Annotated in this window: 22 protein-coding genes; 16 read left to right on the forward strand and 6 right to left on the reverse strand. The window is 34.5% G+C overall.

Annotated features, from left to right (window positions below; genetic code table 11):
* Positions 1 to 38 precede the first annotated feature (38 nt).
* From NiCM35_RS06640 to NiCM35_RS06670, 7 genes are all read left to right on the forward strand, one after another.
* Entirely contained in the window at positions 39 to 164 is a 126-nt protein-coding gene (locus NiCM35_RS06640; protein WP_095330412.1) for a hypothetical protein, read from the forward strand.
* 487 nt (positions 165 to 651) lie between these two features.
* Positions 652 to 948: a hypothetical protein gene (locus tag NiCM35_RS06645; protein ID WP_433778993.1), complete on the forward strand. Its 297-nt coding sequence runs from the start codon at positions 652 to 654 to the stop codon at positions 946 to 948.
* Between the two features lie 660 nt (positions 949 to 1,608).
* Positions 1,609 to 2,487 (forward strand): AraC family transcriptional regulator, encoded by an 879-nt coding sequence (locus tag NiCM35_RS06650; RefSeq protein WP_163187841.1) that lies wholly within the window; start codon positions 1,609 to 1,611, stop codon positions 2,485 to 2,487.
* Positions 2,488 to 2,596: 109 nt separating this feature from the next.
* Positions 2,597 to 4,114 (forward strand): alpha-glucosidase/alpha-galactosidase, encoded by a 1,518-nt coding sequence (locus tag NiCM35_RS06655; protein ID WP_123258181.1) that lies wholly within the window; start codon positions 2,597 to 2,599, stop codon positions 4,112 to 4,114.
* A gap of 37 nt (positions 4,115 to 4,151) precedes the next feature.
* Positions 4,152 to 5,465 (forward strand): ABC transporter substrate-binding protein, encoded by a 1,314-nt coding sequence (locus NiCM35_RS06660; RefSeq protein ID WP_235850281.1) that lies wholly within the window; start codon positions 4,152 to 4,154, stop codon positions 5,463 to 5,465.
* A 78-nt stretch (positions 5,466 to 5,543) separates the two neighbouring features.
* Complete coding sequence (locus NiCM35_RS06665) at positions 5,544 to 6,416, forward strand: carbohydrate ABC transporter permease (RefSeq protein WP_095330419.1); 873 nt, start codon at positions 5,544 to 5,546, stop codon at positions 6,414 to 6,416.
* Between the two features lie 61 nt (positions 6,417 to 6,477).
* Positions 6,478 to 7,290 carry a carbohydrate ABC transporter permease gene (locus NiCM35_RS06670; RefSeq protein WP_206426436.1) on the forward strand — a complete coding sequence of 271 codons (813 nt, stop codon included), beginning with the start codon at positions 6,478 to 6,480 and terminating at the stop codon, positions 7,288 to 7,290.
* 155 nt (positions 7,291 to 7,445) lie between these two features.
* Here NiCM35_RS06670 and NiCM35_RS06675 read toward each other — a convergent pair whose 3' ends face one another.
* The gene (locus NiCM35_RS06675; protein ID WP_433778996.1) at positions 7,446 to 8,309 is read right to left on the reverse strand and encodes an aldo/keto reductase; all 864 of its coding nucleotides are present in this window, start codon (positions 8,307 to 8,309) and stop codon (positions 7,446 to 7,448) included.
* Between the two features lie 79 nt (positions 8,310 to 8,388).
* On the opposite strand from NiCM35_RS06675, the gene NiCM35_RS06680 reads away from it, so the two are divergent.
* Positions 8,389 to 8,628, forward strand: a complete 240-nt coding sequence (locus NiCM35_RS06680) for a hypothetical protein (RefSeq protein WP_433778998.1) — start codon at positions 8,389 to 8,391, stop codon at positions 8,626 to 8,628.
* Positions 8,629 to 8,779: 151 nt separating this feature from the next.
* Here NiCM35_RS06680 and katA read toward each other — a convergent pair whose 3' ends face one another.
* Positions 8,780 to 10,234: a catalase KatA gene (gene katA, locus NiCM35_RS06685; RefSeq protein ID WP_095330423.1), complete on the reverse strand. Its 1,455-nt coding sequence runs from the start codon at positions 10,232 to 10,234 to the stop codon at positions 8,780 to 8,782.
* A gap of 379 nt (positions 10,235 to 10,613) precedes the next feature.
* Here katA and NiCM35_RS06690 point away from each other — a divergent pair, with 379 nt between their 5' ends.
* The 3 genes from NiCM35_RS06690 to NiCM35_RS06700 all read left to right on the forward strand — a co-directional run bounded on the left by NiCM35_RS06690 (position 10,614) and on the right by NiCM35_RS06700 (position 13,453).
* Positions 10,614 to 11,144, forward strand: a complete 531-nt coding sequence (locus tag NiCM35_RS06690) for a shikimate kinase (protein WP_095330424.1) — start codon at positions 10,614 to 10,616, stop codon at positions 11,142 to 11,144.
* 25 nt (positions 11,145 to 11,169) lie between these two features.
* Complete coding sequence (aroD, locus tag NiCM35_RS06695; protein WP_095330450.1) at positions 11,170 to 11,934, forward strand: type I 3-dehydroquinate dehydratase; 765 nt, start codon at positions 11,170 to 11,172, stop codon at positions 11,932 to 11,934.
* Between the two features lie 145 nt (positions 11,935 to 12,079).
* Positions 12,080 to 13,453, forward strand: a complete 1,374-nt coding sequence (locus NiCM35_RS06700; protein WP_095330425.1) for an aldehyde dehydrogenase — start codon at positions 12,080 to 12,082, stop codon at positions 13,451 to 13,453.
* 66 nt (positions 13,454 to 13,519) lie between these two features.
* Here the strand turns inward: NiCM35_RS06700 and NiCM35_RS06705 are convergent, their stop codons facing one another.
* Entirely contained in the window at positions 13,520 to 14,062 is a 543-nt protein-coding gene (locus NiCM35_RS06705; RefSeq protein WP_095330426.1) for a hypothetical protein, read from the reverse strand.
* Positions 14,063 to 14,212: 150 nt separating this feature from the next.
* Here NiCM35_RS06705 and cdaS point away from each other — a divergent pair, with 150 nt between their 5' ends.
* Positions 14,213 to 14,839 (forward strand): sporulation-specific diadenylate cyclase CdaS, encoded by a 627-nt coding sequence (gene cdaS / locus NiCM35_RS06710; RefSeq protein ID WP_095330451.1) that lies wholly within the window; start codon positions 14,213 to 14,215, stop codon positions 14,837 to 14,839.
* 240 nt (positions 14,840 to 15,079) lie between these two features.
* Here the strand turns inward: cdaS and NiCM35_RS06715 are convergent, their stop codons facing one another.
* From NiCM35_RS06715 to NiCM35_RS06725, 3 genes are all read right to left on the reverse strand, one after another.
* The gene (locus tag NiCM35_RS06715) at positions 15,080 to 15,901 is read right to left on the reverse strand and encodes an STAS domain-containing protein (protein ID WP_095330427.1); all 822 of its coding nucleotides are present in this window, start codon (positions 15,899 to 15,901) and stop codon (positions 15,080 to 15,082) included.
* Positions 15,902 to 16,082: 181 nt separating this feature from the next.
* Positions 16,083 to 16,376, reverse strand: a complete 294-nt coding sequence (locus tag NiCM35_RS06720) for a spore coat protein (RefSeq protein WP_235850282.1) — start codon at positions 16,374 to 16,376, stop codon at positions 16,083 to 16,085.
* A 16-nt stretch (positions 16,377 to 16,392) separates the two neighbouring features.
* Positions 16,393 to 16,587 (reverse strand): spore coat protein, encoded by a 195-nt coding sequence (locus tag NiCM35_RS06725; protein WP_095330428.1) that lies wholly within the window; start codon positions 16,585 to 16,587, stop codon positions 16,393 to 16,395.
* Between the two features lie 235 nt (positions 16,588 to 16,822).
* On the opposite strand from NiCM35_RS06725, the gene NiCM35_RS06730 reads away from it, so the two are divergent.
* From NiCM35_RS06730 to NiCM35_RS06745, 4 genes are all read left to right on the forward strand, one after another.
* Positions 16,823 to 17,461: a YesL family protein gene (locus NiCM35_RS06730; protein WP_095330429.1), complete on the forward strand. Its 639-nt coding sequence runs from the start codon at positions 16,823 to 16,825 to the stop codon at positions 17,459 to 17,461.
* Positions 17,462 to 17,479: 18 nt separating this feature from the next.
* On the forward strand, positions 17,480 to 19,231 hold the full coding sequence (locus tag NiCM35_RS06735) for a sensor histidine kinase (RefSeq protein ID WP_123260627.1): 1,752 nt from the start codon (positions 17,480 to 17,482) through the stop codon (positions 19,229 to 19,231).
* Between the two features lie 4 nt (positions 19,232 to 19,235).
* Positions 19,236 to 20,777, forward strand: coding sequence for a response regulator transcription factor (locus NiCM35_RS06740; RefSeq protein ID WP_123258175.1), 1,542 nt, complete (start codon positions 19,236 to 19,238; stop codon positions 20,775 to 20,777).
* A gap of 180 nt (positions 20,778 to 20,957) precedes the next feature.
* Positions 20,958 to 22,247 carry an ABC transporter substrate-binding protein gene (locus NiCM35_RS06745; RefSeq protein WP_095330433.1) on the forward strand — a complete coding sequence of 430 codons (1,290 nt, stop codon included), beginning with the start codon at positions 20,958 to 20,960 and terminating at the stop codon, positions 22,245 to 22,247.
* Positions 22,248 to 22,321: the final 74 nt, after the last annotated feature.

The raw sequence follows: 22,321 nt of genomic DNA on the forward strand, positions 1-22,321 counted from the left end.
AATAGTACGTAATTATTTCTAGCGGGAGGTAATGAATAATGGCGAAGCAAAAAAAGTCTGAAGTAAATAACCAATGGGCAACTGCTAATACAGAAGTTACAAATAAAAAGCAGCATAAAACAGCAACAGATAACCAGTGGGCTTCAACTAATAAAAAGCAATAAAATTTGATGAAAATAGGTTGGAACAAGTCTCTTTAAGTAAAAAAAGTGAAGTCGCCGGGTGTGATTTCACTTTTTTTACTTACTCTAAGAATTTTTTGCAAAATATTACCTCTTAATGAATAGCACGCAGCTATTAAAGGTTAGATCAGTTTTATTTTTAATATCTTTTCGTAAACAAGTAATTGCATTAAGTAAAGAGAGAATAAACTCTTATCTGGTATAATATTGAAGAATGATCCTATGAAGAATGGATATAGATCAAGCGAAGAAAATTTTTTAGATTCGTCTCATTAAATAATTTATCTAATCTTAAAACTTCCTATTTTTCCATATCTTAGATATAAATTTTTTTGAAATAATAAAAAATTTACATGATTAAGATTTTTAGTGGTGAATTTATAGAAAAAATTGTTTTTAAATGCACTTTTAGGTAAAGGAGAGGTATAGTTTTAATGATGTTAAACCCAGATGAAGAAAAAAACAAAAATTGAAAGAAATTGATCGACAACTACCTTGGTATTTAAGAAGTGGTTGGTCCATATTTTTTGGCTTGATATTTCCACCACTTTTATATATTTTTATATATTTAAATTTAAAAAAGTTAGATAAAGAAACATTAGAAGATCGTTTAATTTGGGCTACATTAATTCTTTCAATATGGTTTTTGAAATTATTACCAAGGGATAATGTTTTTTCAATTATCCTTATATTCATAGCTTTTGCTTTCTCAGCATTATTAATAGTTATTAAATTTAGTGGAGGGCATTTAAAGGATAAAAAGTAACTATAAAATGGAGTAATACATTGATAAAACGATTAGAGAGATTCTATTGTACGTAGAGATTATGAGTGAATAAATAGAAATATCATTTTATCTAAAGAACAGGTAGTTTTTTTGGGGGATATTTCCGTAAGAAATAAATAGAACTCCAATTGTTAAGAAGGGCATATGTGCTTCCTATACAATTGGAGTCTTTTTATGACTTTCACATCTGCTTTAAAGATATATTTTGTCTTATAAATTGATTCATAGATTCCAATGTAAAATAACTAACTATCTTCCAGTCATTGATTCTATTTACCATTTATTTTTTTGATTAAGACGAATTTCGTTCATATTCAGGTAAATTCCGTCTTTAGACGTTTAGGAAATAACGAGAAAAATAGCTTGATAAAGATAATTATTCAAATACTTTGTAGCTACTTCTGGAACCTATCCGTTTAGTATATTCTTTTTGTTCTTCCCATTTTTTATTCACTATTAGCTTATGATTCCCTTTTCTTTTTTTAAGTTAGGATAAAAATAAGGATAAAGGGAAAATTTAAAATTTTCTAGAAATAATTAGCGATTTAAATTTAAAAGAATTAATAAGCATAGAAAAACAGCTTCAAAAGGTAACTGTCTGTCTTCTTTATTTAAAAAATAATGAGGGAGGAATACATAATGATAAACTCAGGTAGTTTATATCAAATTAGTAGCAGTAAAGGTTACCATCCTAAGGTTACTGCTTATTACTTCAAAGAGTGGGATGGATTTTATATGGCCTATCATACGCATTCTTCTATGGAAATTATGTATGTTATATCTGGTGAATGCCGGGTGGAGGTAGAAAGGCAAGATTTTCAAATGAAAAAGCACCAATTTATATTTATTGATAGTGATGTACCCCACCGTTTGATTGTTGAAAAAAATAAGCCTTGTAGAATGTTGAATTTGGAATTCGCATTAACTGAAATGAATCGTACATTTCCTCCTATTAATGAGCTTGCAGAAGAAAGCAAAGAATTACAAGAATTACTAGTAATGAAAGAGGCCTATCATTTTTTGAAAGATAGAAACGGTGTTTTTCACTCATTAAGAAATCTAGTGTTGGAGTTAGACAGTCAGATGAATGATACAAGCGACAATTATTTAATGGTTCATATACTTTTTACCCAGTTATTATTACTTATTGCAAGAAATGTAGTACAAGCTAAAAATGAATCCACACAGCTATCGAATCCATATTTAAAAAAGGTAATTGAATATCTTCATGAGAATTATGATTATGATATAAGAATAGAGCAGCTGTCTGCTATTACTCACCTTCACCCTAACTATATCCATCGAATTTTTAAGAAGGCAATGGGATGTACCATCATTGATTACTTAACCAAGATTAGAATAGAGAAAGCAAAAATGCTTATTACACAAACGGATATACCGATCACGAAAGTTGCTAGTTTTATTGGGATGAATAGTAGTCAATATTTTAGCAAGGTATTTAAAAAGCATATTGGTATAACTCCTTCAGCGCTAAGAAAGAAGGGGATCATAGACTAAATTTTAACAGGTTAGAATAGTACACAAAAATCTAAAGAAGAGATGAGATTTTTTAAAGCGTTTACATTTTGCCGATGTTAACATAAATATAACGAAAAGGAGGGTTAAAATGGCATTTAAAGTTACATTTATAGGCGCTGGAAGCATTGGTTTTACTAGAGGTCTATTAAGAGATTTACTCTCTGTACCAGAGTTTAGAAACATGGAAGTATCTTTTACTGACATAAATCAAGATAATTTGGCTATGGTAACGCAACTATGCCAACGTGACATTAATGAAAATGGTTTGAAAATCACTATTCATTCTACCACTAATCGCAGAGAAGCGTTGTTGGGTGCAAAGTATATTTTTAATGTGGTTCGTATTGGAGGACTGTCTGCATTTCAAAAAGATATTGAGATACCATTGAAATACGGAATAGATCAATGCGTTGGTGATACATTAAGTGCTGGCGGAATTATGTATGGTCAACGAGGAATAGCTGAAATGTTAGAAATTTGCAAAGATATTAAAGAGGTGGCAGAAGAGGATTGTCTTCTATTAAACTATGCAAATCCGATGGCGATGATAACATGGGCTTGTAATAAATATGGTGGTATCCGAACTATTGGCTTATGTCATGGTGTACAAGGCGGGCATAGACAAATCGCCAATGTATTGGGAATAGACAAAAATGACCTTGATATTATTTGTGCTGGTATTAATCATCAAACTTGGTATATCAAGGTGAGCTATAAGGGACAGGATCAAACTAGTAAACTATTGACTGCTTTTGAAAATCATCCAGAATACAGCCAAACAGAAAAAGTAAGGATTGATATGCTACGCAGATTCGGTTATTACAGTACAGAGTCCAATGGGCATCTCAGTGAGTATGTTCCATGGTATCGAAAAAGACCAGAAGAAATAAGGGAATGGATTGATTTAGGGTCATGGATTAACGGAGAAACTGGAGGGTATTTAAGGGTTTGTACAGAAGGGCGCACTTGGTTTAAAACTGATTTTCCTAATTGGTTAAAGGATCCTGCTCTTGAATATAAACAAGAGAATAGAAGTGAAGAGCATGGTTCCTATATTTTAGAAGGACTTGAAACAGGGAGAGTGTATCGGGGCCACTTTAATATGGTTAACAATGGAGTTATTTCAAACCTTCCAGATGACGCAATTATCGAAGCACCAGGCTATGTAGATAGAAATGGTATTAATATGCCTCTAGTTGGAGAATTACCACTCGGATGTGCAGCAGTATGTAATGTGAGTATTTCGGTACAACGATTGGCAGTGGAAGCTGCAGTGAGTGGGGATGATCAATTATTACGTCAAGCGATGATGATGGATCCACTTATTGGCGCGGTTTGTAATCCGAAAGAAATATGGCAGATGGTTGATGAATTATTAGTTGCGCAAGAAGAATGGCTTTCTCAATATTCAGAAGCAATTGCAGAAGCGAAAATTAGATTAAAATCTGGTAATCTTTTACCAACAAAAGAATATCGAGGAGCCGCAAGATTAAAAGTAAAAACAATTGAAGAAATGGAGAAGGATAGGGAAGCTGCAAATAAAAATGCAGGGGAAGCAGATAAAGCAAAAGAACGCCCCGTAAGTAAGCAGATAAAGGAGTTATAGTTTAGTTAACGGTAACTATAAGTTGGGAGGTAACTAGATGAAAATTAGTAATCCAATTAAAAGTGGGATTTGGATACTTTTAGTTATGTTTATTGTAATCGGTTGCAGCAATAATAGTACTTCCAGTGGTAAAACCAGTTCAGGAAATGGAAAATCAATTCAATTAACGATGCAAGCATGGGGAAATCCTGCAGAATTAAAAGTTTATCAGAAAGCAATTGATGGGTTTATGGATAAAAACCCTAATATTAAGGTGAAACTAGTTCCAGTTTCAAGTGATCAGTATGATCAAAAGCTAATGACTTCTTTACAAGGGAGTAAGGGGCCAGATGTGTTTTATGCACATGAGCCAACTATGCCGCAAATGATAGAGGCAGATGTGGTACAACCATTGGATGATTTTTTTAATAGTGAAGCAAGTTATGTGAACTTAAAGGAGTTTCCTGAAGGATTATTTGGTCCAGCAAGACAAGACGGAATTACCTATGGAGTTGCTCCAGATGCAAACCCGATGGTTATCTATTATAATAAGACCATTTTTAAAGAGGCTGGTCTAAAAACGCCACAAGAATATTATGAGGAGGGCAATTGGAACTGGGATACATTTATTGAAGTTACTAGTAAGATTAAGGAATCCGGAAAAGAAGGATTGATTATGGAAAACTGGCAGGGGCATTGGTATAGCTGGATTTGGTCAAATGGAGGAAGAATCTTTGATCAAAAAGGTAATTTTGTATTACCAGAAAATGAGAAAGCGAAGGAAACCTTTCATTTTTTACATGATTTAGTTTCCAATGGAAATGCAGTATATGCAGGTTCGCTACCACAAGGTCAAGGGGTTGATGCCATGTTTATGTCTAATCAAGTAGGTATGGTAGCAGGTGGTCGCTGGTTTACTCCCCAATTCGATCAAAATCCTAGTTTAGATTACGATTATATCTATTTTCCGAGTAACACCAAAGAAAAACAAGAAATGGTAAGTGTACCAGTGGCATATATGTCAGTAAATAAGAAAAGTGAACATTTGGAAGAAGCGATGAAATTTGTATCTTATTATGTTGGTAAAGAAGGGCAAGAAGCAAGAACTGGTAAAGGCGGAAATGCACTCCCATCTCTTCCTGCCGCAGATGAAAATGCATTAGAAGGTAATAGTGAAAAACATATGGAGTATTTATTTGATGGGCGGAATAATGGTTTTACACATGGTTCAAACTTTGCACGTGATGCCCAATTTGCAGGATTAACGACTGAAATATCGGAGACAATTGACTTAATGTTCCTTGGTAAAGAAGACGCTGATACTACTATTGATAAGGTAATTAAGATAATTAATCAGTATGTGGATAAATAATTCTATCTTTCTAAAAAGAGAGAATATACCAAGAAGATAAACCTTCTTGGTATATTTTCCTAAAGGGGTGTGGGGCAGTTGGCTAGAAAAAATGCGAATTTATGGGGTTTTCTTTTTATTAGTCCTCAGTTATTAGGGTTGCTGTTTTTTTCGTTAGTTCCATTAATCTATGCCTTTTATTTAAGCTTTACAGACTGGAGTGGATTTGGGAGTAGCAGCTTTATTGGAATATCTAATTATATTAATCAAATAAATAACCCTGATTTTTGGAAGGCAATGGTTAATACAATCTATTATATGTTTTTAGTTGTACCTATTGGAATTGCGTTAGCGCTAATTTTAGCTGTTGCCCTTAATAAAGTAAAAGGTAAAGCAATCTACCGTGTCTTTTTCTTTATGCCTGTAGTAACAAGTTCAGTTTCTGTAGGGATAATATTTATGTGGATTCTAAATGGGGATTTCGGTATTTTAAACGAATTGTTATCCTATATTGGGATAACTGGACCTCATTGGTTAACTGATACTAAGTGGGTAATACCTTCCATTGCATTATTAAGTATATGGTGGGGACTTGGATATAACATGGTAATTTTCTTGGCAGGACTACAAGGCATATCAAGGAGCTATTATGAAGCTGCAGAAATGGATGGGGCAAATGCTATTCAGAAATTTAGGCACATAACGTTACCATTACTAACACCAACTACCTTTTTTGTAACAATCATGACCATCATTTCTTCCTTCCAAGTATTTGACCAAGCATTTGTTATGACAAATGGTGGACCTGCAAAGGCAAGTTATACCATTGTCTTCCACATTTATGATCAGGCATTTGTTGATTTTACGATGGGAAAGAGTGCCGCTGCTTCCATGATATTATTCGTTATTATTTTAATCTTTACACTTATCCAATTTAAATTTCAAAAAAGGTGGGTGTTTTATGGAGAATAAATATGAATTAAATACTGGTACTAACTTTGACATCCCAAAAGCACGTAAGAGACGAACATTTATGCCAAAATTAGTTCTGCATTTTGTATTAGGATTTGGTGCACTAGTGATGATATTCCCGTTTATTTGGACGATCCTTAGTTCCTTAAAGGATATGTCCCAAATATTTGTTATTCCGCCAAAATGGATTCCTGACCCTTTTGTTTGGAGTAATTTTCTTAATTCTTTACAGGCAATGCCCTTTAATTTAGCGTATTTTAATAGCTTTTATATTACTGTTATTATCGTGGGCTTTACATTATTCACTGCTTCAATGGCAGCTTATGCCTTTGCAAAAATTAATTTTAAAGGTGCCAATCTTCTTTTTATTTTATTTCTGGCTACGATGATGATACCAAAGCAGGTTACAATGATTCCTTTATATTTGGTAATGGATAAATTAGGTTGGTTAGATACTCATTTAACATTAATTGTACCAGGAGCACTATTTAATGCTTTTGCAGTATTTTTATTAAGACAATTTGTTATGGGGATTCCAAAAGAGTTAGAAGAGGCAGCTATTATGGACGGTGCAGGATATGTTCGAATATATTGGAATATCATATTGCCATTACTTCGACCTGCTTTAGCTGCCATTGGTATTTTTACTTTTATGCAATCTTGGAATAACTTTCTTGATCCTTTGATATATCTGAATTCTCCTGAGAACTTTACTGTGCCTTTATTATTAAATTCTTTCAAAGGGTTATATACAGCTGACTGGTCGTTAATGATGGCAGGTACAGTCATATCTATTATTCCAGTATTAATTGTGTATATTATTGCACAGCGTCATATTATTGAAGGAATATCCATAACAGGCATGAAGGGATAAGTATATGGGGTTAATAATTTGATTGTTTGTTTTAATATATCTTAAGCTCCTGCAAAATCTTTTCCTGATAAATGCACAGAACTATATTGTGTTTGGTAGAGTGGTAGGAGGTTATACGCCTCCTACCATTCTATAATAGACTAAATATAGGGACATTATTTTGAAGCAGCTTCCTGCATTGCTTTAAACCGTTCGATATCATCAGGATTCCCAAAGCTCCGTTCGTTTGTATCGAGGGAAGTAATGGTTTTTATATCTTCTGAATCAAGTGCAAAACCAAATAAATCAGCATTTTCTATAATACGATGCTCATGAACAGATTTAGGAATAATGATGGTATCACGTTCTAAATGCCATCTTAGAATTACTTGAGCAACTGTTTTATTGTGTTTTTTAGCAATCTCCGTTAAAGCTGGTAAATTGAATAATCCATTCTTACCTTGTCCAAGCGGAGCCCAAGCTTCATGTGCAATATTGTGTTGTGCTAAGTAATTTCTTAGTTCCACCTGTTGGAAAAGAGGATGTGTCTCAACTTGATTTAGCATAGGGGTAATTCTTGCTGTTTCCGCTAATTTTTCTAAATGATGGATTTGGAAGTTGCATACACCAATTGCGCGAACTAACCCTTCTTCATAAAGATCTTCCATTGCTCTCCATGTTTCTTCAAATCCTGGTGCAGCCCAGTGAATAAGATAAAGATCTAAATAATCTAACTGAAGCTTCTTTAAAGATTCATGAAATGCCTTCTTAGTTTCTTCATAACCAAAATCTGTTACCCACACTTTTGTGGTGATAAACAATTCCTCACGAGAGACACCAGCAGCTTTTATCGCATTGCCTACAAATTCTTCGTTTTCATATCTTGTAGCGGTATCAATGGAACGATAACCATTTTTTATGGCAGTAAGGACACTTTCTTCACATTCTTTTGGATCTTTTACTAAGAAAACGCCAAAACCTAAATACGGAATTTCTACGCCATTGATTAGTTTCTTTGTTGAATTGATTGATAATTCCATCTTTTCACCTCGTTAGAATATAGTTTTTCTATTTTAAGAGTAGCGCTTTCTTGAAGGATTATCAAATAATTGAGATGAAATGGATCGATTGTACGATGGGAAGTCGCAAGCAAAAAGCGGAAAGTCGCAAGCAAAAGGTTTGGAGTCGCAAGCAAAAAGCGGAAAGTCGCAAGCAAGAAGTTCGGAATCGCAAGTAAAAAGCGGAAAGTCGCAAGCAAGAGTTCGGAATCACAAGCAAAATGCCGAAACTCGCAATTATATGCCAAAAGCAGCAAGCATTAAGGCAAATGCCGCAATGAAAATAATTCCGACAAAATAACTGCTACAGATTTATCATAAAAATACGTTTGTGTCTAATTCAAAAGGGGTACTGTATCAACAAACAACAGGTTGTAATCTTTTTAGTGTTACAACCTCCTCCAAATAGAAAAGAAAAACCCTCAAAAAAGAGGGTTTTTCGCCAATTATTATTATTTTACTGTTTCGGGAACACTTAGACCCAAGCCTTCAGCAACTTTTGTGCCGTATTCAGGATCTGCTTTGTAGAAGTGACCGATTTGACGAAGCTTGATTTCTTCTAATGCTACAGGCTTCATTGCACCAACAATGTTTGCGACTAATCTTTCGCGTTCTTCTGTAGTCATTAGACGATATAAATCTCCTGCTTGTGTGTAGTGATCATTATGATCATATGCTGCACTTTCGGCTACTCCAGATACTGCAAATGGCGTTGTTTTGTTTTCAGGTGTTTCTTTTGGACCACTAAAGCTATTTGGCTCATAATAAACAGAACCGCCGCCATTGCCATCAAAGCGCATTTGACCATCACGCTGATAGTTATTTACTTCGTTGCGAGGACGGTTAATTGGAAGGGCATTATGGTTTGCACCTACACGGTAGCGATGTGCGTCACTGTAAGCAAATAAACGGCCTTGTAGCATTTTGTCTGGTGACACTTCTACACCAGGTACTAATGTTCCAGGAGAGAATGTAGCTTGCTCCACTTCTGCAAAATAGTTTTCTGGGTTGCGATCAAGTACCATACGACCAACTTCGATTAACGGATAATCTTTTTGTGACCATACTTTTGTTACATCGAATGGATCAAAACGATACGTATCGGCATCCTCTAATGGCATAATTTGCACATAAAGTGTCCAAGCAGGAAAATCTCCTTTTTCTATTGCATTAAATAAATCTTCTGTATGATAATCAGGATTCTCTCCAGCAAGTTTAGCAGCTAAATTAACATCCAGGTTTTTAACCCCTTGTTCTGTTTTAAAATGATATTTAACCCAAACGCCTTCTCCCTCTTCATTTACCCATTTAAAAGTATGGCTTCCGAAACCATGCATATGACGTAATGTTGCTGGAATACCACGATCTGACATCAGGATAGTTACTTGATGTAAAGATTCAGGTGAATGAGACCAGAAATCCCATACAGCTGTTGGGTTTTTTAAATGTGTTTTTGGATCTCTTTTTTGTGTATGGATGAAATCAGGGAATTTAATGGCATCACGAATAAAGAATACAGGTGTATTATTACCAACGATATCATAATTTCCCTCTTCTGTATAAAACTTCACCGCAAATCCACGTGGATCACGAACAGTATCCGCAGAACCTAGCTCCCCTGCAACTGTTGAAAAACGGATAAACATTGGAGTTCTTTTTCCTACTTCAGATAAGAAGTTAGCTTTTGTGTATTTCGTTAAGTCATTTGTCACTTCGAAGTATCCATGAGCTCCAGCCCCTTTAGCATGAACAACTCGCTCAGGTACACGTTCTCTATTAAAATGAGCTAATTTTTCAAGTAAATGTACATCTTGGATTAATGTTGGTCCACGATGGCCAGCAGTAATAGAATTTTGGTTGTCCCCAACTGGTGCTCCCCAGCTAGTCGTTAATCGATTATTTGACATATAAAAAATCACCTCATAATTTAGTTCTTTAGCATATGTATATTATAATATCATCTATAATTAAAAAATCAATATAATTTTATAATAATTATAAATAAGTTCTAAAATAGTAATTTACAAATTGCGTTTAACCATTAAAACTATGTAATACTTGATAGGATTAGAAAATTGAAAAAATAGCTAATAGAGAAAAGAGGTGTATGAATGAGAATATAGGTTAGAAGAAGAACGGATTTTTCGAAAGAAGCTAGCCTTTATCCACTGCATTATATGTGAGATGAAACAGATTTATTCCGATAATCTGCTAGGATATAGACTCGATTTCCCTTATAATGAAAAGAAAGATTTTGCCGGATATAGTTATAGGGGGCTTCATTTCATGCTGCAGAATGAATCAATGAAAGAGAAAAGTATTTTTTTAATAGGGTTTATGGGAGTCGGAAAAACGACGATCGGAAAAGAATTAGCGAAAAAGCTTCAGCGCGAATTTGCGGATGTTGATCATCAGATAGAAGAAAAGTATAACATGACCATTCCAGAAATTTTTAGCCATTATGGAGAAGCTTTTTTTCGAAAAAAAGAAAAAGAACTAATTAAGGCGTTATCGGAACAGAAGGGGAAAGTGATTTCGCTTGGAGGAGGAGCTTTTCTACAAGAAGATATTCGCAATGTTTGTCTAGAAAAGGGGATTGTTATATATATCGATATGTCCTTTGAGGCATGGAAAAAAAGAATCCCATTTATTATTGATAGTAGACCTGTACTGCAAGGAAAGACTGAAGATGAAATAAAGGTATTGTTTAATGCGAGAAAAGAAATTTATAGGAACCACCATCTGAAAGTCACAACCGATGGAAACAAGGTAGAGGAAACTGTTGATACTATTATAGATTCTTTGGATATTACTTAGAAGAAAGCTGTTGGAGGGGAAAATGGTGAGTAAAAGCATAAAGGTAAGAGAGGTTATTATTGGAGAAGGAATCCCCAAAATTTGTGTTTCTCTTATTGGTAGAACAAAAGAAGAGCTAAGGGAAGAAGCAGCAGCCTTAAAGGAGCTGAGGATAGATATCCTTGAATGGCGTGCAGATTATTTCACAGAAATAAATAATAAAAAAAGGGTAATAGAAATGCTGCAGCAAGTAAGAGAAATAATTGGCAATATTCCTTTACTATTTACATTTCGTACAGCAAAAGAGGGGGGCGAAAGACAAATAGAGGAGCAAGAATATTTCTCGTTATACAAAAGTGTGCTAGAAACAGGACTGATTGATTTACTAGACATAGAGTTATTCATGGAGGCGGAAGCCATTAAAGAAGTTGTAAATATGGCCCATTCTAAACAAATTGCCGTTGTCGTATCTAATCATGATTTTGACAAAACACCATCTAAGGAAGAAATTGTTTCACGCCTACAAATGGCGCGCCAGCTAGGTGCTGATATTCCCAAAATTGCGGTCATGCCAAAATCAGTTAAGGATGTTATAGCATTATTAGATGCGACTGTTACGATGAAGGAAGAAGCCCCCAATCAACCGATTGTCACGATGTCAATGGGAGGAAAAGGAGCTGTGAGCAGGATGGCAGGAGAAGTATTTGGGTCTGCAATTACATTTGCTGCAGCAAATAAGGCATCTGCACCAGGACAAATTCCATTAGAAGAGTTGAGAACTATTTTAAATGTTCTACATAAAAGCTTATAACAAGGATTTCGTGTAAGAAACCTCATTCTTATACGAAATCCTTGTTGTTATTTTTTAACTGTGTTTTTTTAAACTTGCTTATAGGAAGAATTACTTGATACACTCATCATTAAAATAATACCCATTAAGGGAGCGTAAATAGAAAATGGAAGTAAATCAAAGATTAGAACAAACAAATTCATTCTTTTCGACGCAAGCAACATTGCCCCTTGCTTTTCGAATAGAACAGCTGGAAAAATTAAAAAATGCTATTTTAGAAAAAGAACCTCTTCTTATAAAGGCATTGCAGAAAGACTTGGGAAAGCATCCTTTTGAATCCTATGCCTCTGAAATTGGCTTTGTACTTCAGAGTATTCGTCATACAAAGAGACACTTAAAGAGATGGATGAAGCCCCAAAAAGCAAAAAGTACATGGAGTCTATTTCCTTCAAGGGGGAAAACTGTATATGAGCCATATGGAACGGTGCTTATTATCGGTCCATTTAACTATCCTTTTCAATTATTAATCGAGCCTTTAATTGGGGCCATCGCCGCAGGAAATTGTGCGATCTTAAAGCCTTCAGAGCTTGTACCAACAGTTTCAGCTGTTGTAACAGACATGATAAATAATATCTTTGAGCCTGCCTATATTAGTGCGGTAGAAGGGGGGATAGAAACGAATCAAGCATTGATACAGGCTAATTTTGATTATATTTTCTTTACAGGCAGTACGAAGGTAGGGAAAATTGTGATGGAAGCAGCGTCTCAGCACTTAACACCTGTAACGCTTGAATTAGGTGGGAAAAGTCCAGTAATCATCGATGAGACTGCAAATTTAAATATAGCGGCCAAACGTATTATTTGGGGAAAAACGTTAAATGCCGGACAAACATGTGTAGCACCAGATTATATTATGGTACATGAGTCAGTTAAAGAACCCTTGATTGCTGAAATGAAAAAGACACTAGGGAACTATTTTGGAGAAGAGATTGAAGATAAAGAAGACTTTGGCCGAATTGTGAGTGATCGACATTTTCAGCGTTTAATAGCAATGCTAGAAGCTGATCGGAAGACCATCCTTTTTGGCGGGAAGAACAATCGAGATACACGTTTTATTGAACCCACGCTACTGGATGCTACGTGGGATTCCGCAACAATGCAAGAAGAAATCTTTGGACCGCTTTTGCCTATTTTAACTTATACAAATCTAGATGAAGCAATGAAGTCGATTAGGAAGCTGGATAAACCGTTAGCACTCTACCTTTTTACAAACAATAAGGAAACAGAAGCAAAAGTGATTCGTTGCCTATCATCAGGAGGTGTTTGTATTAATGATGTGTTAACCCACATTGTCCCGCCTAGTCTGCCTTTTGGCGGTGTAGGCGCCTCGGGAATGGGAGCTTATCACGGTAAATACAGTTTTAAAACATTCTCTCATCAAAAAAGTATCCTTAGGAAAAGTACTAAAGTAGATATTCCGTTTCTTTTTCCACCATACACGAAAAGGAAAGAGAAGGTAATTCGCAAAGTACTTAAATAATAATGAAGTGAAGAACCCCAATGACATGTATATAAAAAACTGAAAGAGAGTGGAACTTCTTAAAGATTAGTTCCCTCTAAATTCAGTAATTCCAAAAGTCTGCTCATAATTATAGCCATTAAAATAAATATCTAAATCGTGGAAGTAGCGATGCAGATTCCGCATGGCGACACGATCATCTTTCTCTGCCACTATTTGAGCATTTGTGCTAATATCACTAATATCCTGCTTAATTTGCTCATTGTTAACCTTTATATTCTTTATAGCCTCAAGGATGGCTAAAGCTGCTTCTTTTTGTTTATCATAGTTTGTTGTTTCCAGTCTGCCCCAACCTAATGTTTCATTATAAAAATTATGCCATTTAGAAATAAAGGTGTGTCCACTTGTACCATCTGCCAGAACAACCACTTCCTCATTGACTGGTGTATTGACCTGTTCTTTATCAAAGCTTTCTTCTGTCTCCGATGAAGCTTGTTTTACAACTGGACGGTCGTTTTCTTTCTGCATGGGGGATTTGCTGTCAAATAATGATTGGAAAATAAAATAGGAAGAAACTCCTATTGCGGTAACAGATAGTAAAATTATAATAGTCCAAGTCCAAAATTTCATATGTAAAATTTTGCCTCCCTAAGTAATATTCAACTATCAGTCTATCATTTGCGAAAAGGGAATACAATCATGCAAAACCCTTTGAATGATTATCTTGCTTGTATAAATTCATTAAAGCTGGACAAGGTAACAAAAAAAGGGAGTGTTGGTATGGAAGGAGACAACCATTTACCTAATGAGTTTAATCAGGAGATGCATCAATTATTGGAGGATTTAGAGGCGGAACTTAGCGAACTAAAAAATACGCTGGATGAAAAAGATTGCTGTATTTTAAACGATTTTGAGGAAGTAAATAAGTTATTTAAAAGTATTCATCATCGTGCAGCTACATTTTATTTACAATTATATTTAAAGCCATATACTAAGAATTTAGAAATCCTTACTGCTAGCGCCCAAGCTCTTTCTGATAAACGACATGGAGCGTTAATAGCTATTAAGCGTAAGGATTCTTTAGACAGATTGATTCATTCTGGAATCCCCTTACACGCAAAATTATCTGCTTCTTTACTAGAAGCAATTTTTTATCCTGGAAACCCATTGCACGATGGGGGAGTGTTAATCGAAGAGGATTCGATTATTTCTGCAGGCAATATATTTCCAACTGCAAGTAAATTTAACGGTAAGGATAAATTAGGAACAAGACATAGAGCAGCCATTGGGTTAAGTGAAATATCAGATGCATTAGTGATTGTTGTATCAGAGGAAACTGGGAGAATATCGTTTACATTGGATGGAGTATTATATCCCATTCAGCCAGGTGAGATAAATATAACCTAGCAGTATAGGAGTAGAATTAAAAAATTTGCATGGGGAAATACCATTCAAAAATAAAGAAACCTAAATACACGGTCGCCCTCCATAGAAGCTGTTAGAATGTCCGAATCCTTTTAGTATGAAGCGAACTAGCCTTCGCCTCTTAGGAAGCAAGGTGTATTCAGGTTGAAGAGTTGAATTTCAACTTATATTCAGATTACTATTTACAGATGATTACTATCTACAGTATTTTCAATAGAAACCTTAAAGAATATTCTTTAAGGTTTCTTGGAGGGTGCCTCTAGTTTCAGCATTTTTTTCAAAATGAATACCGGCATGCACCATTTTTTTTACTAACTCTGGTCTTAGTCCAGTAAGGATGGCATTACAACCCATCATAGAAATACCAGCTAATACTTTTTCAAAATAATCAATTACATCCATTTCCATTTTTGCTGTACCTGAAAGATCTATTACTAATGTTTGGATTTTTGAATCTGATATATCGTTTAAAACTTTCTCCTCAATTACTTTAATTCTATACGAGTCAATGGTACCGATTAATGGTAAGACGGAAATAGACTGTTTAATAGGAATAATGGGAACAGATAAATGTTCAACCATTTTTCTTTGTTTATTCAGCATCTCATCTTTATAATGCGTATAGCTAAGGAAAAAATTATTTAAAAATTGATCTATCTTTTCATTAAATAATTTTTCCATGCCATAATAATCCTCGCGATTATGAATGATATCCTTATCCTCATCAATCATTCTAATAAAATGCCATAATGTTCTTCTGATGGCTTGAACCCATTCTAGCTTTAACTCTAAGGTCAAAGAGTGTTTAGCCCATGCAATTCCTTCTACTTTGGCAAAAGAAATTAAATCTGCCTCTTGTTGATCTACTGTGTAAAATATCAATTTTTTGGCGTTTTTTAATAAATCAATATTGCCTTTATTTAATATATCAGTAATTTTTATCGATACGTTTGTTGCTTCTGTCAGTAATTTTTGATTGAAGGTGTTCCCATTCTCATTAATGAAATTTTTTAATTCGTCCTTTATGTACATTATTGTGTTCATTTTCGTTACTCCCATGGATTCAATTTAAGTATGAAAAATACTAAACTACACAAATAATAGTTTTTAATAAAACATCTTTACCCTATTATAAACATATTTAAACCTCAAATATTAAAATATTGATTTAAAGTTTAAAAAAGAAGGAGATAAGCTGACTATATCACTTATCTCCTTTTTTTATTTATTTTACTAATTCTAATGATTGGTCTAATTTTTCTTTATCATGCTCTAATTGTTTATCCACATCATAGGCATAGTACATATTATTTTTAATCATATAGTTGGCGATTTTAGCATGATTGTCAATCGCTTCATTGAGTTGTTTCTTAAGGATTTCTCTTACTTGTGGAGAAGCTGTCTCTGTTAAGGCAACGGCGTACGTTCTTACCGTTGCTTTAGCAGAAACCAGTAGCTCCGTAGCAATTAACTCATCACTCATTTTTCCAGTGGCCTTTAATTTATCCATGAAACTCATTCTAATCACCTTCCCTTTATTGTTTTAGAATTTGCTGCAGTTCTTTGATTGCTTTCTCTGAACTGGATACATCATTATCTAGAATTGCTTTTAAAGTATCATCTTCAACCAGGGATTGTAATGCATAGGATTTTACTAGACAACTCTGTTTTAACGTCAGTACTTCATGTAATTCTAACGTTTCATGTATTGCTAATTTAGTAGAAGCCATGTTTCCTCTTCCTCCTCCTGCTGGACTTGTCTTTTCTGTACTTGATATAGCCGCAATTGGATAGATTTAAACCAATTGCGTATCCGATAGGAGTGAAATGAGCCGGTTAATTATTTCTATAATTGGTATATTATAGAAATTTTTCGATTGATTTTCCTTATCTTTACACTAGGATATGTAAAGGCTTACAAAATTAGTGTACAATAGTTAAAAATATAATAAGGGAGATGGGAGATTGGTACACAGTTTAACAAATGGTGTCTATAAGTTTTGTGAATGGGTAACGCGACTAGCTTATGTAAATTTACTATGGATCTTCTTTACAGTTTTAGGATTGGGATTTTTTGGATGGATGCCAGCAAGTATTGCTCTGTTTTCCATTACAAAAAAATGGGTGAATGGGGAAAATGATATCCGCATTTTTCCTCTATTTTGGGCCAGCTATAAACAAGATTGGTGGAAAGGTAATATTCTTGGGATGATTTTCATGCTTATTTTTCTGTTGCTTTATTTGGATTTTCGGATTATTGGTATATTGGATGGCCCCACAACACTTCTTCTTTTTTTTATTTTTGGATTATTTCTTTTTTTTAGTACGACTTTTTTATATCTTCTACCAGTTTATACATACTACGATCTCAAGTTGTTACAGTGCATAAAATATGCATTTGTTATCGGATTTCTACGGCCTGCCCATACAGTAGGAATCTTTATGGCTGTATTTAGTATAGCTTTTCTGGCATCACTTCATATAACGCTTCTTCTATTCTTTAGTATTAGTACCCTTGCATTTGTTATTACCTGGCTGGCGTGCAAAGCTTTTGGCAGTATTGATCATCGTTTAAAGAAAGTGACCCAACAAAGGATTGGTTAAAAGGAAAAGGGGTTAACGATGAAACATTTCATTTTATCTATTTTAAATAAATACCGACAGTTAAAAATAAAGAAAAAGCTGACGTTAACCATTTTATTCATAATGGTTGGTTCTCTATCCTTTTTATTAATTGGATTTCAATATGCCTTTCATGTATATGATCAATTATATTATCAAAAGACAACAGAAGCATTGCATATGTCATCCAAGCAACTAGAAAAGGAATTAAAAAGTATTGAGGAAGTTTCCTTTTCCCTTATGACAGATAATAAAATTCAAACCATTTTATCGGAAATAAAGCTGGATTCCAATCCATATCAGCGATATCAGCTGGATAATCAGCTTTGGGATCTGCTGACAGAGTATGTAGGATCTTCAAAATATATACATTCGATTCATATATTTGATGCTAATGGGAGGGAATATCGAGCTGGCGGGTATACATCATCCATTATTTCGAACAAAAAGGAGAAATGGATCGAGATAGGAGAAAGAAAAAAAGGAGCTAATCAGTGGGTAACAGAGACAGACAGCAATAAGATCTTTGCTATTCGCAAAATCAGAACCCATCAGAACTTGAGTTTAGATAATTTAGGCACACTCCTTATTCAAGTCAATGTAGATAAAATTGTAGAAGACAGTGTATCAGAAAATAATAAAGTGACAAGTAATATGATGATTAGCGGAGAAGATAATCAATTCTTTTATAAAGGAATATTCAAAGAAATAGAAAATATCCCCTATTTGCCGAATCAGAAGGTCGGCTATGAAATTCAGTCAATAGGCGGTCAGAAATACTTTATTACCCATACTTCTTCCTCCTATGTTAACTGGGTTTATTGGAATATTGTGTCATTTGATTCGATTATTGCAAAAGTGCAAACAACAAAATACACTATGCTGGCGATTTTCTTTTTGCTGAACTTAGTTGTTTTATTTATGGCAATCGTTTTTTCTAGTAAACTGACAAAGCCGATAGAACAGTTAGTGTCTGCGATGAAAAATGTCCAAAAAGGAGATTTGTCCATAAAAAATACATTGCAGCCTATGCAAGCGAAAGATGAGATCGGCATTCTTACTGATCATTTTATCTTGATGATTGAACGTATTAATACATTAATCAAAGAAAACTATGAGAAACAATTATTAATTAAGGATACAGAATTTAAAGCATTACAGGCACAAATAAACCCCCATTTTTTATACAACACATTGGAATCGATTAATTGGCAGGCAAAGATGAATCGGCAAACTGATATTTCCAGTATGGTGGAGTCATTGGGTTACTTATTGCGGAATGCCATTAGTGCAAAAAATGATGCAGTTCTGTTAGAAGAGGAGATATTTATTGTAGATCATTATATAAGAATACAAAAATATCGATATGGTGACCGCTTAATTTTTCATAAAATGATACCTCCAGAGACGAAGAATTGCTATATACCTAAATTGATGATTCAGCCGCTCGTAGAAAATGCTATTCATTATGCACTCGAACAGATGATAGAGCCTTGCAAAATAACGGTCCATGCTGTTCTTAGAGAAAATAATTTGCATATTACAGTAGAGGATAATGGACCAGGAATGGAGGAGGAATTATTAGCAAAAGTTAGAAAGCAGGAAGTAAGAACAAGAGGAACTGGAATCGGCCTCTATAATATTGATTCACGGATAAAGCTTCTATACGGTGAGGAATTTGGTTTAATAATTAAAAGTAAACGAGGAACAGGAACACAAGTACATCTAATTATTCCAAATAAATGGCGGTGAGAACATGTATAGGGTAATTCTAGTAGATGATGAAAAAATCATTTTAGATGGCATTTCTAGTATTATTGACTGGGATATGTTACATACAAGGCTCGTGGGTAAGGCTGCCAATGGGATAGAAGCCTATCAATTAATTAAAAATTTACAGCCTCATATTGTTATTAGTGATATAAAGATGCCGGGATTAAATGGCATTGAGTTAGTTTCTAAAATTAAAAAGGAATATCCTTCTATCCATTTTATCCTTCTATCTGGATTTTCCGAATTTCATTTTGCGAAAAAAGCAATGGAGTATGGAGTTAAACATTATTTATTAAAGCCTTGTAACGAAAAGCAAATTATGGAAGCGATCCAACAGACGATTAGTGAAATTCGGATTAAAGAAAAAAGAAAGCGTTACTTGCTAGAAATGAAAAAGAAAATGGATACTGTGCAGCCTTTTGTAAAAAAGCAATTGCTGACAGAGCTTGTTACTAGTAAAAAATCAGAAAAAAACGTTTTAGCCTATTATCAGAGAATTTTTCATACTAGATTAGAAGATAAGAAAGTTTGTGTTGTGCTGTTTCATCTCGAAGGAGATTTTAACTATGAACATTTATTTATGTTAGAGAATGTTGGAAGCGACATTTTTGGATCACCCATTTTTTCGTCTAATATCGGAGAATATATATTGTTTCTAGTAGATGAAAATAATGGACAGGAAGAATTACAAGAGAGAATTGAAGAGATCCGTAAAAATTTCTATGCTGTCTACGAAATGGATATGACGGTTGCCGTGAGTGGAGCAGGTCCTATTACATTAACGCGAAAACTTTATCAAGAAGCGCTTGAATGTCTAAGTCATCGTTTTTATTTAGGAGAGGGAAGCATAATAACAAAAAAAGATATTCAGCAGGAACAGGAAATAAATAACTTGGAATTTGGGGATTTACCATTGTTTTTAGAAATAAAATCAGGAAATTGGAACAAAGTAAAGCAAGAGATGGACGATATATTCCAGCAAATTGCGGTTAAAAGAGATCCAATTCATTTGACAAGAACCTATGTTATTCAACTTTTTCTCACCATGATCCAAGCATGCTGTGCAAAAAGCCTGTCTGACTATATGGGGAAAATCACCTATTTACTAGAAGTGGATAGTATTCAGGCCATGAAGGAGTTTCTACTCCATCATACAAAGGAAATCACCTTTATCTATTATGAAAAACATAAATCTTCTCAGTCGCATATAATCGAGCAAATGAAAGAAATAATTAATAGTGAATTAAGCAATCCAGCCCTTTCCTTAAAGTGGGTTGCCAAACAGGTTTATATGAATGCAGATTATTTAGGCAAATTATTTAAGCAAGAAACAGGGGAAAAGTTTTCGACATATGTGACGAAAATGAGAGTGAATAAGGCAATGGAAGAAATTCAGAAGACGGATGATGTAAAAATACTAACACTGGCAGAAATGATTGGATTCGGCGATAATCCGCAATACTTTAGCCAGGTATTTAAAAAACATACTGGCTATACTCCTTCTGAATATAAGAACGCACGGTAGAAAAGCTCCTCATCTCTTTGAGAAAGAAGAGATGAGGAGCTTTTTTACTGATGGATTTTCTAAAATGAATACCTCTGTTTTTTAAACAGGATTTCTCTATTTTTTATATTCCATCATGTGATAATAACAATTAGAATCATAATGAAAGCACTTACAATAAAGAAGGAAGAGGGGGATTTGGTGAGGAAGATTCTCATTTTAGCCTTAAGTCTGTTTGTGGTAACAGCATTTAGCGGTTGTAGTGCATCTAGCAGTAACGAATCAGATGGAAAAAATGGCAGCGACAAGATTACCATCCGGTTTGCGTGGTGGGGTGGACAGCCTCGTCATGATTACACAACAAAAGTTATTGAGATGTATGAGAAGGAAAATCCTAACGTGAACATCGAGCCAGAGTTTGCTAACTGGGATGATTATTGGAAAAAGCTAGCTCCGCAGGCTGCAGCAAACCAATTACCTGATGTAATTCAAATGGATATGGCCTATTTATCTCAGTATGGAGAAAAAGGACAATTGGAAGATTTAACACCTTATCTTGAAAATGGAACAATAGATACAGCAAATATTCCTGAAAATAATATTTCAGGAGGAAAAATTGATGATAGCCTTTATGGGTTACCTGCAGGTGTGAACGTATTATCTGTTATTTCAAATGATCGCTTATTAAAAGAGGCTGGAATTGAGTTTGACAGCCAAACTTGGTCATGGGATGACTACGAAAAAACAGCCTTGCAGCTACAAGAAAAACTAGGAATCTATGGTTCGAATGGGATGCATCCCCCAGATGTATTCTTCCCATATTATTTAAGAACACAAGGGGAGCGTTTTTATAAGGAAGATGGTACAGGGTTAGCTTACAAGGATGATCAATTATTTATTGATTACTTTGAAAGACAATTGCGCTTAATCGAGGCAGATGCATCGCCAACTCCAGATGAACAAGCACAAATAAAAGGGATGGAAGATGACTTTATTGTAAAAGGTGCTACTGGATTTACATGGAATTACTCTAATCAATACTTAGCATTTTCTCAATTAACCGATGATTCACTTACTATTAACTTCCCTCCAGCACAAGAAAGTGCCTTATTCTTAAAACCAAGTATGTTATTCTCTATTCCGAAAAGTTCGAAGGTAAAAGAAGAGGCAGCAAAATTTATTGATTACTTTGTGAATAATGTGGAAGCAAATAAATTGATTAAAGGAGAAAGAGGGGTACCAGTTTCTACTGAAGTATCTGAGGCAATCAAGCCAGAGTTAAGCGAGTCAGAAACAAAAATTGTCGAATATGTGGAAGCTGCGGCACAGCATGCAACCGAGGCAGATCCGCCAGATCCAATTGGAAGCGCAGAAGTAATTAAATCACTGAAAGATGTTTCTGATCAAATATTATTTAAACAAATTAAGCCAGCAGAAGGGGCAAAGAAATTTAGAGAACAAGCAAATGAAATTCTAGGAAGAAATAAATAGGGAGCTGCTTAACCACACTATTGAAGCACATAATTTCGTTAAATCATAATATGTAAAACTTGAACTAGGCAAAA

This window comes from Niallia sp. M35, assembly GCF_050971705.1.
GTDB classification, from domain to species: Bacteria; Bacillota; Bacilli; order Bacillales; family Cytobacillaceae; genus Niallia; species Niallia circulans_A.

Coding starts and splice junctions, on each gene's coding strand:
- NiCM35_RS06640 (WP_095330412.1), top strand. CDS start 39: ATGGCGAAGCAAAAAAAGTCTGAAGTAAATAACCAATGGGCAACTGCT.
- NiCM35_RS06650 (WP_163187841.1), top strand. CDS start 1,609: ATGATAAACTCAGGTAGTTTATATCAAATTAGTAGCAGTAAAGGTTAC.
- NiCM35_RS06655 (WP_123258181.1), top strand. CDS start 2,597: ATGGCATTTAAAGTTACATTTATAGGCGCTGGAAGCATTGGTTTTACT.
- NiCM35_RS06660 (WP_235850281.1), top strand. CDS start 4,152: ATGAAAATTAGTAATCCAATTAAAAGTGGGATTTGGATACTTTTAGTT.
- NiCM35_RS06670 (WP_206426436.1), top strand. CDS start 6,478: ATGCCAAAATTAGTTCTGCATTTTGTATTAGGATTTGGTGCACTAGTG.
- NiCM35_RS06675 (WP_433778996.1), bottom strand. CDS start 8,309: ATGGAATTATCAATCAATTCAACAAAGAAACTAATCAATGGCGTAGAA.
- NiCM35_RS06680 (WP_433778998.1), top strand. CDS start 8,389: ATGGATCGATTGTACGATGGGAAGTCGCAAGCAAAAAGCGGAAAGTCG.
- katA (WP_095330423.1), bottom strand. CDS start 10,234: ATGTCAAATAATCGATTAACGACTAGCTGGGGAGCACCAGTTGGGGAC.
- NiCM35_RS06690 (WP_095330424.1), top strand. CDS start 10,614: ATGCTGCAGAATGAATCAATGAAAGAGAAAAGTATTTTTTTAATAGGG.
- NiCM35_RS06700 (WP_095330425.1), top strand. CDS start 12,080: ATGGAAGTAAATCAAAGATTAGAACAAACAAATTCATTCTTTTCGACG.
- NiCM35_RS06705 (WP_095330426.1), bottom strand. CDS start 14,062: ATGAAATTTTGGACTTGGACTATTATAATTTTACTATCTGTTACCGCA.
- cdaS (WP_095330451.1), top strand. CDS start 14,213: ATGGAAGGAGACAACCATTTACCTAATGAGTTTAATCAGGAGATGCAT.
- NiCM35_RS06715 (WP_095330427.1), bottom strand. CDS start 15,901: ATGAACACAATAATGTACATAAAGGACGAATTAAAAAATTTCATTAAT.
- NiCM35_RS06720 (WP_235850282.1), bottom strand. CDS start 16,376: ATGAGTTTCATGGATAAATTAAAGGCCACTGGAAAAATGAGTGATGAG.
- NiCM35_RS06725 (WP_095330428.1), bottom strand. CDS start 16,587: ATGGCTTCTACTAAATTAGCAATACATGAAACGTTAGAATTACATGAA.
- NiCM35_RS06735 (WP_123260627.1), top strand. CDS start 17,480: ATGAAACATTTCATTTTATCTATTTTAAATAAATACCGACAGTTAAAA.
- NiCM35_RS06740 (WP_123258175.1), top strand. CDS start 19,236: ATGTATAGGGTAATTCTAGTAGATGATGAAAAAATCATTTTAGATGGC.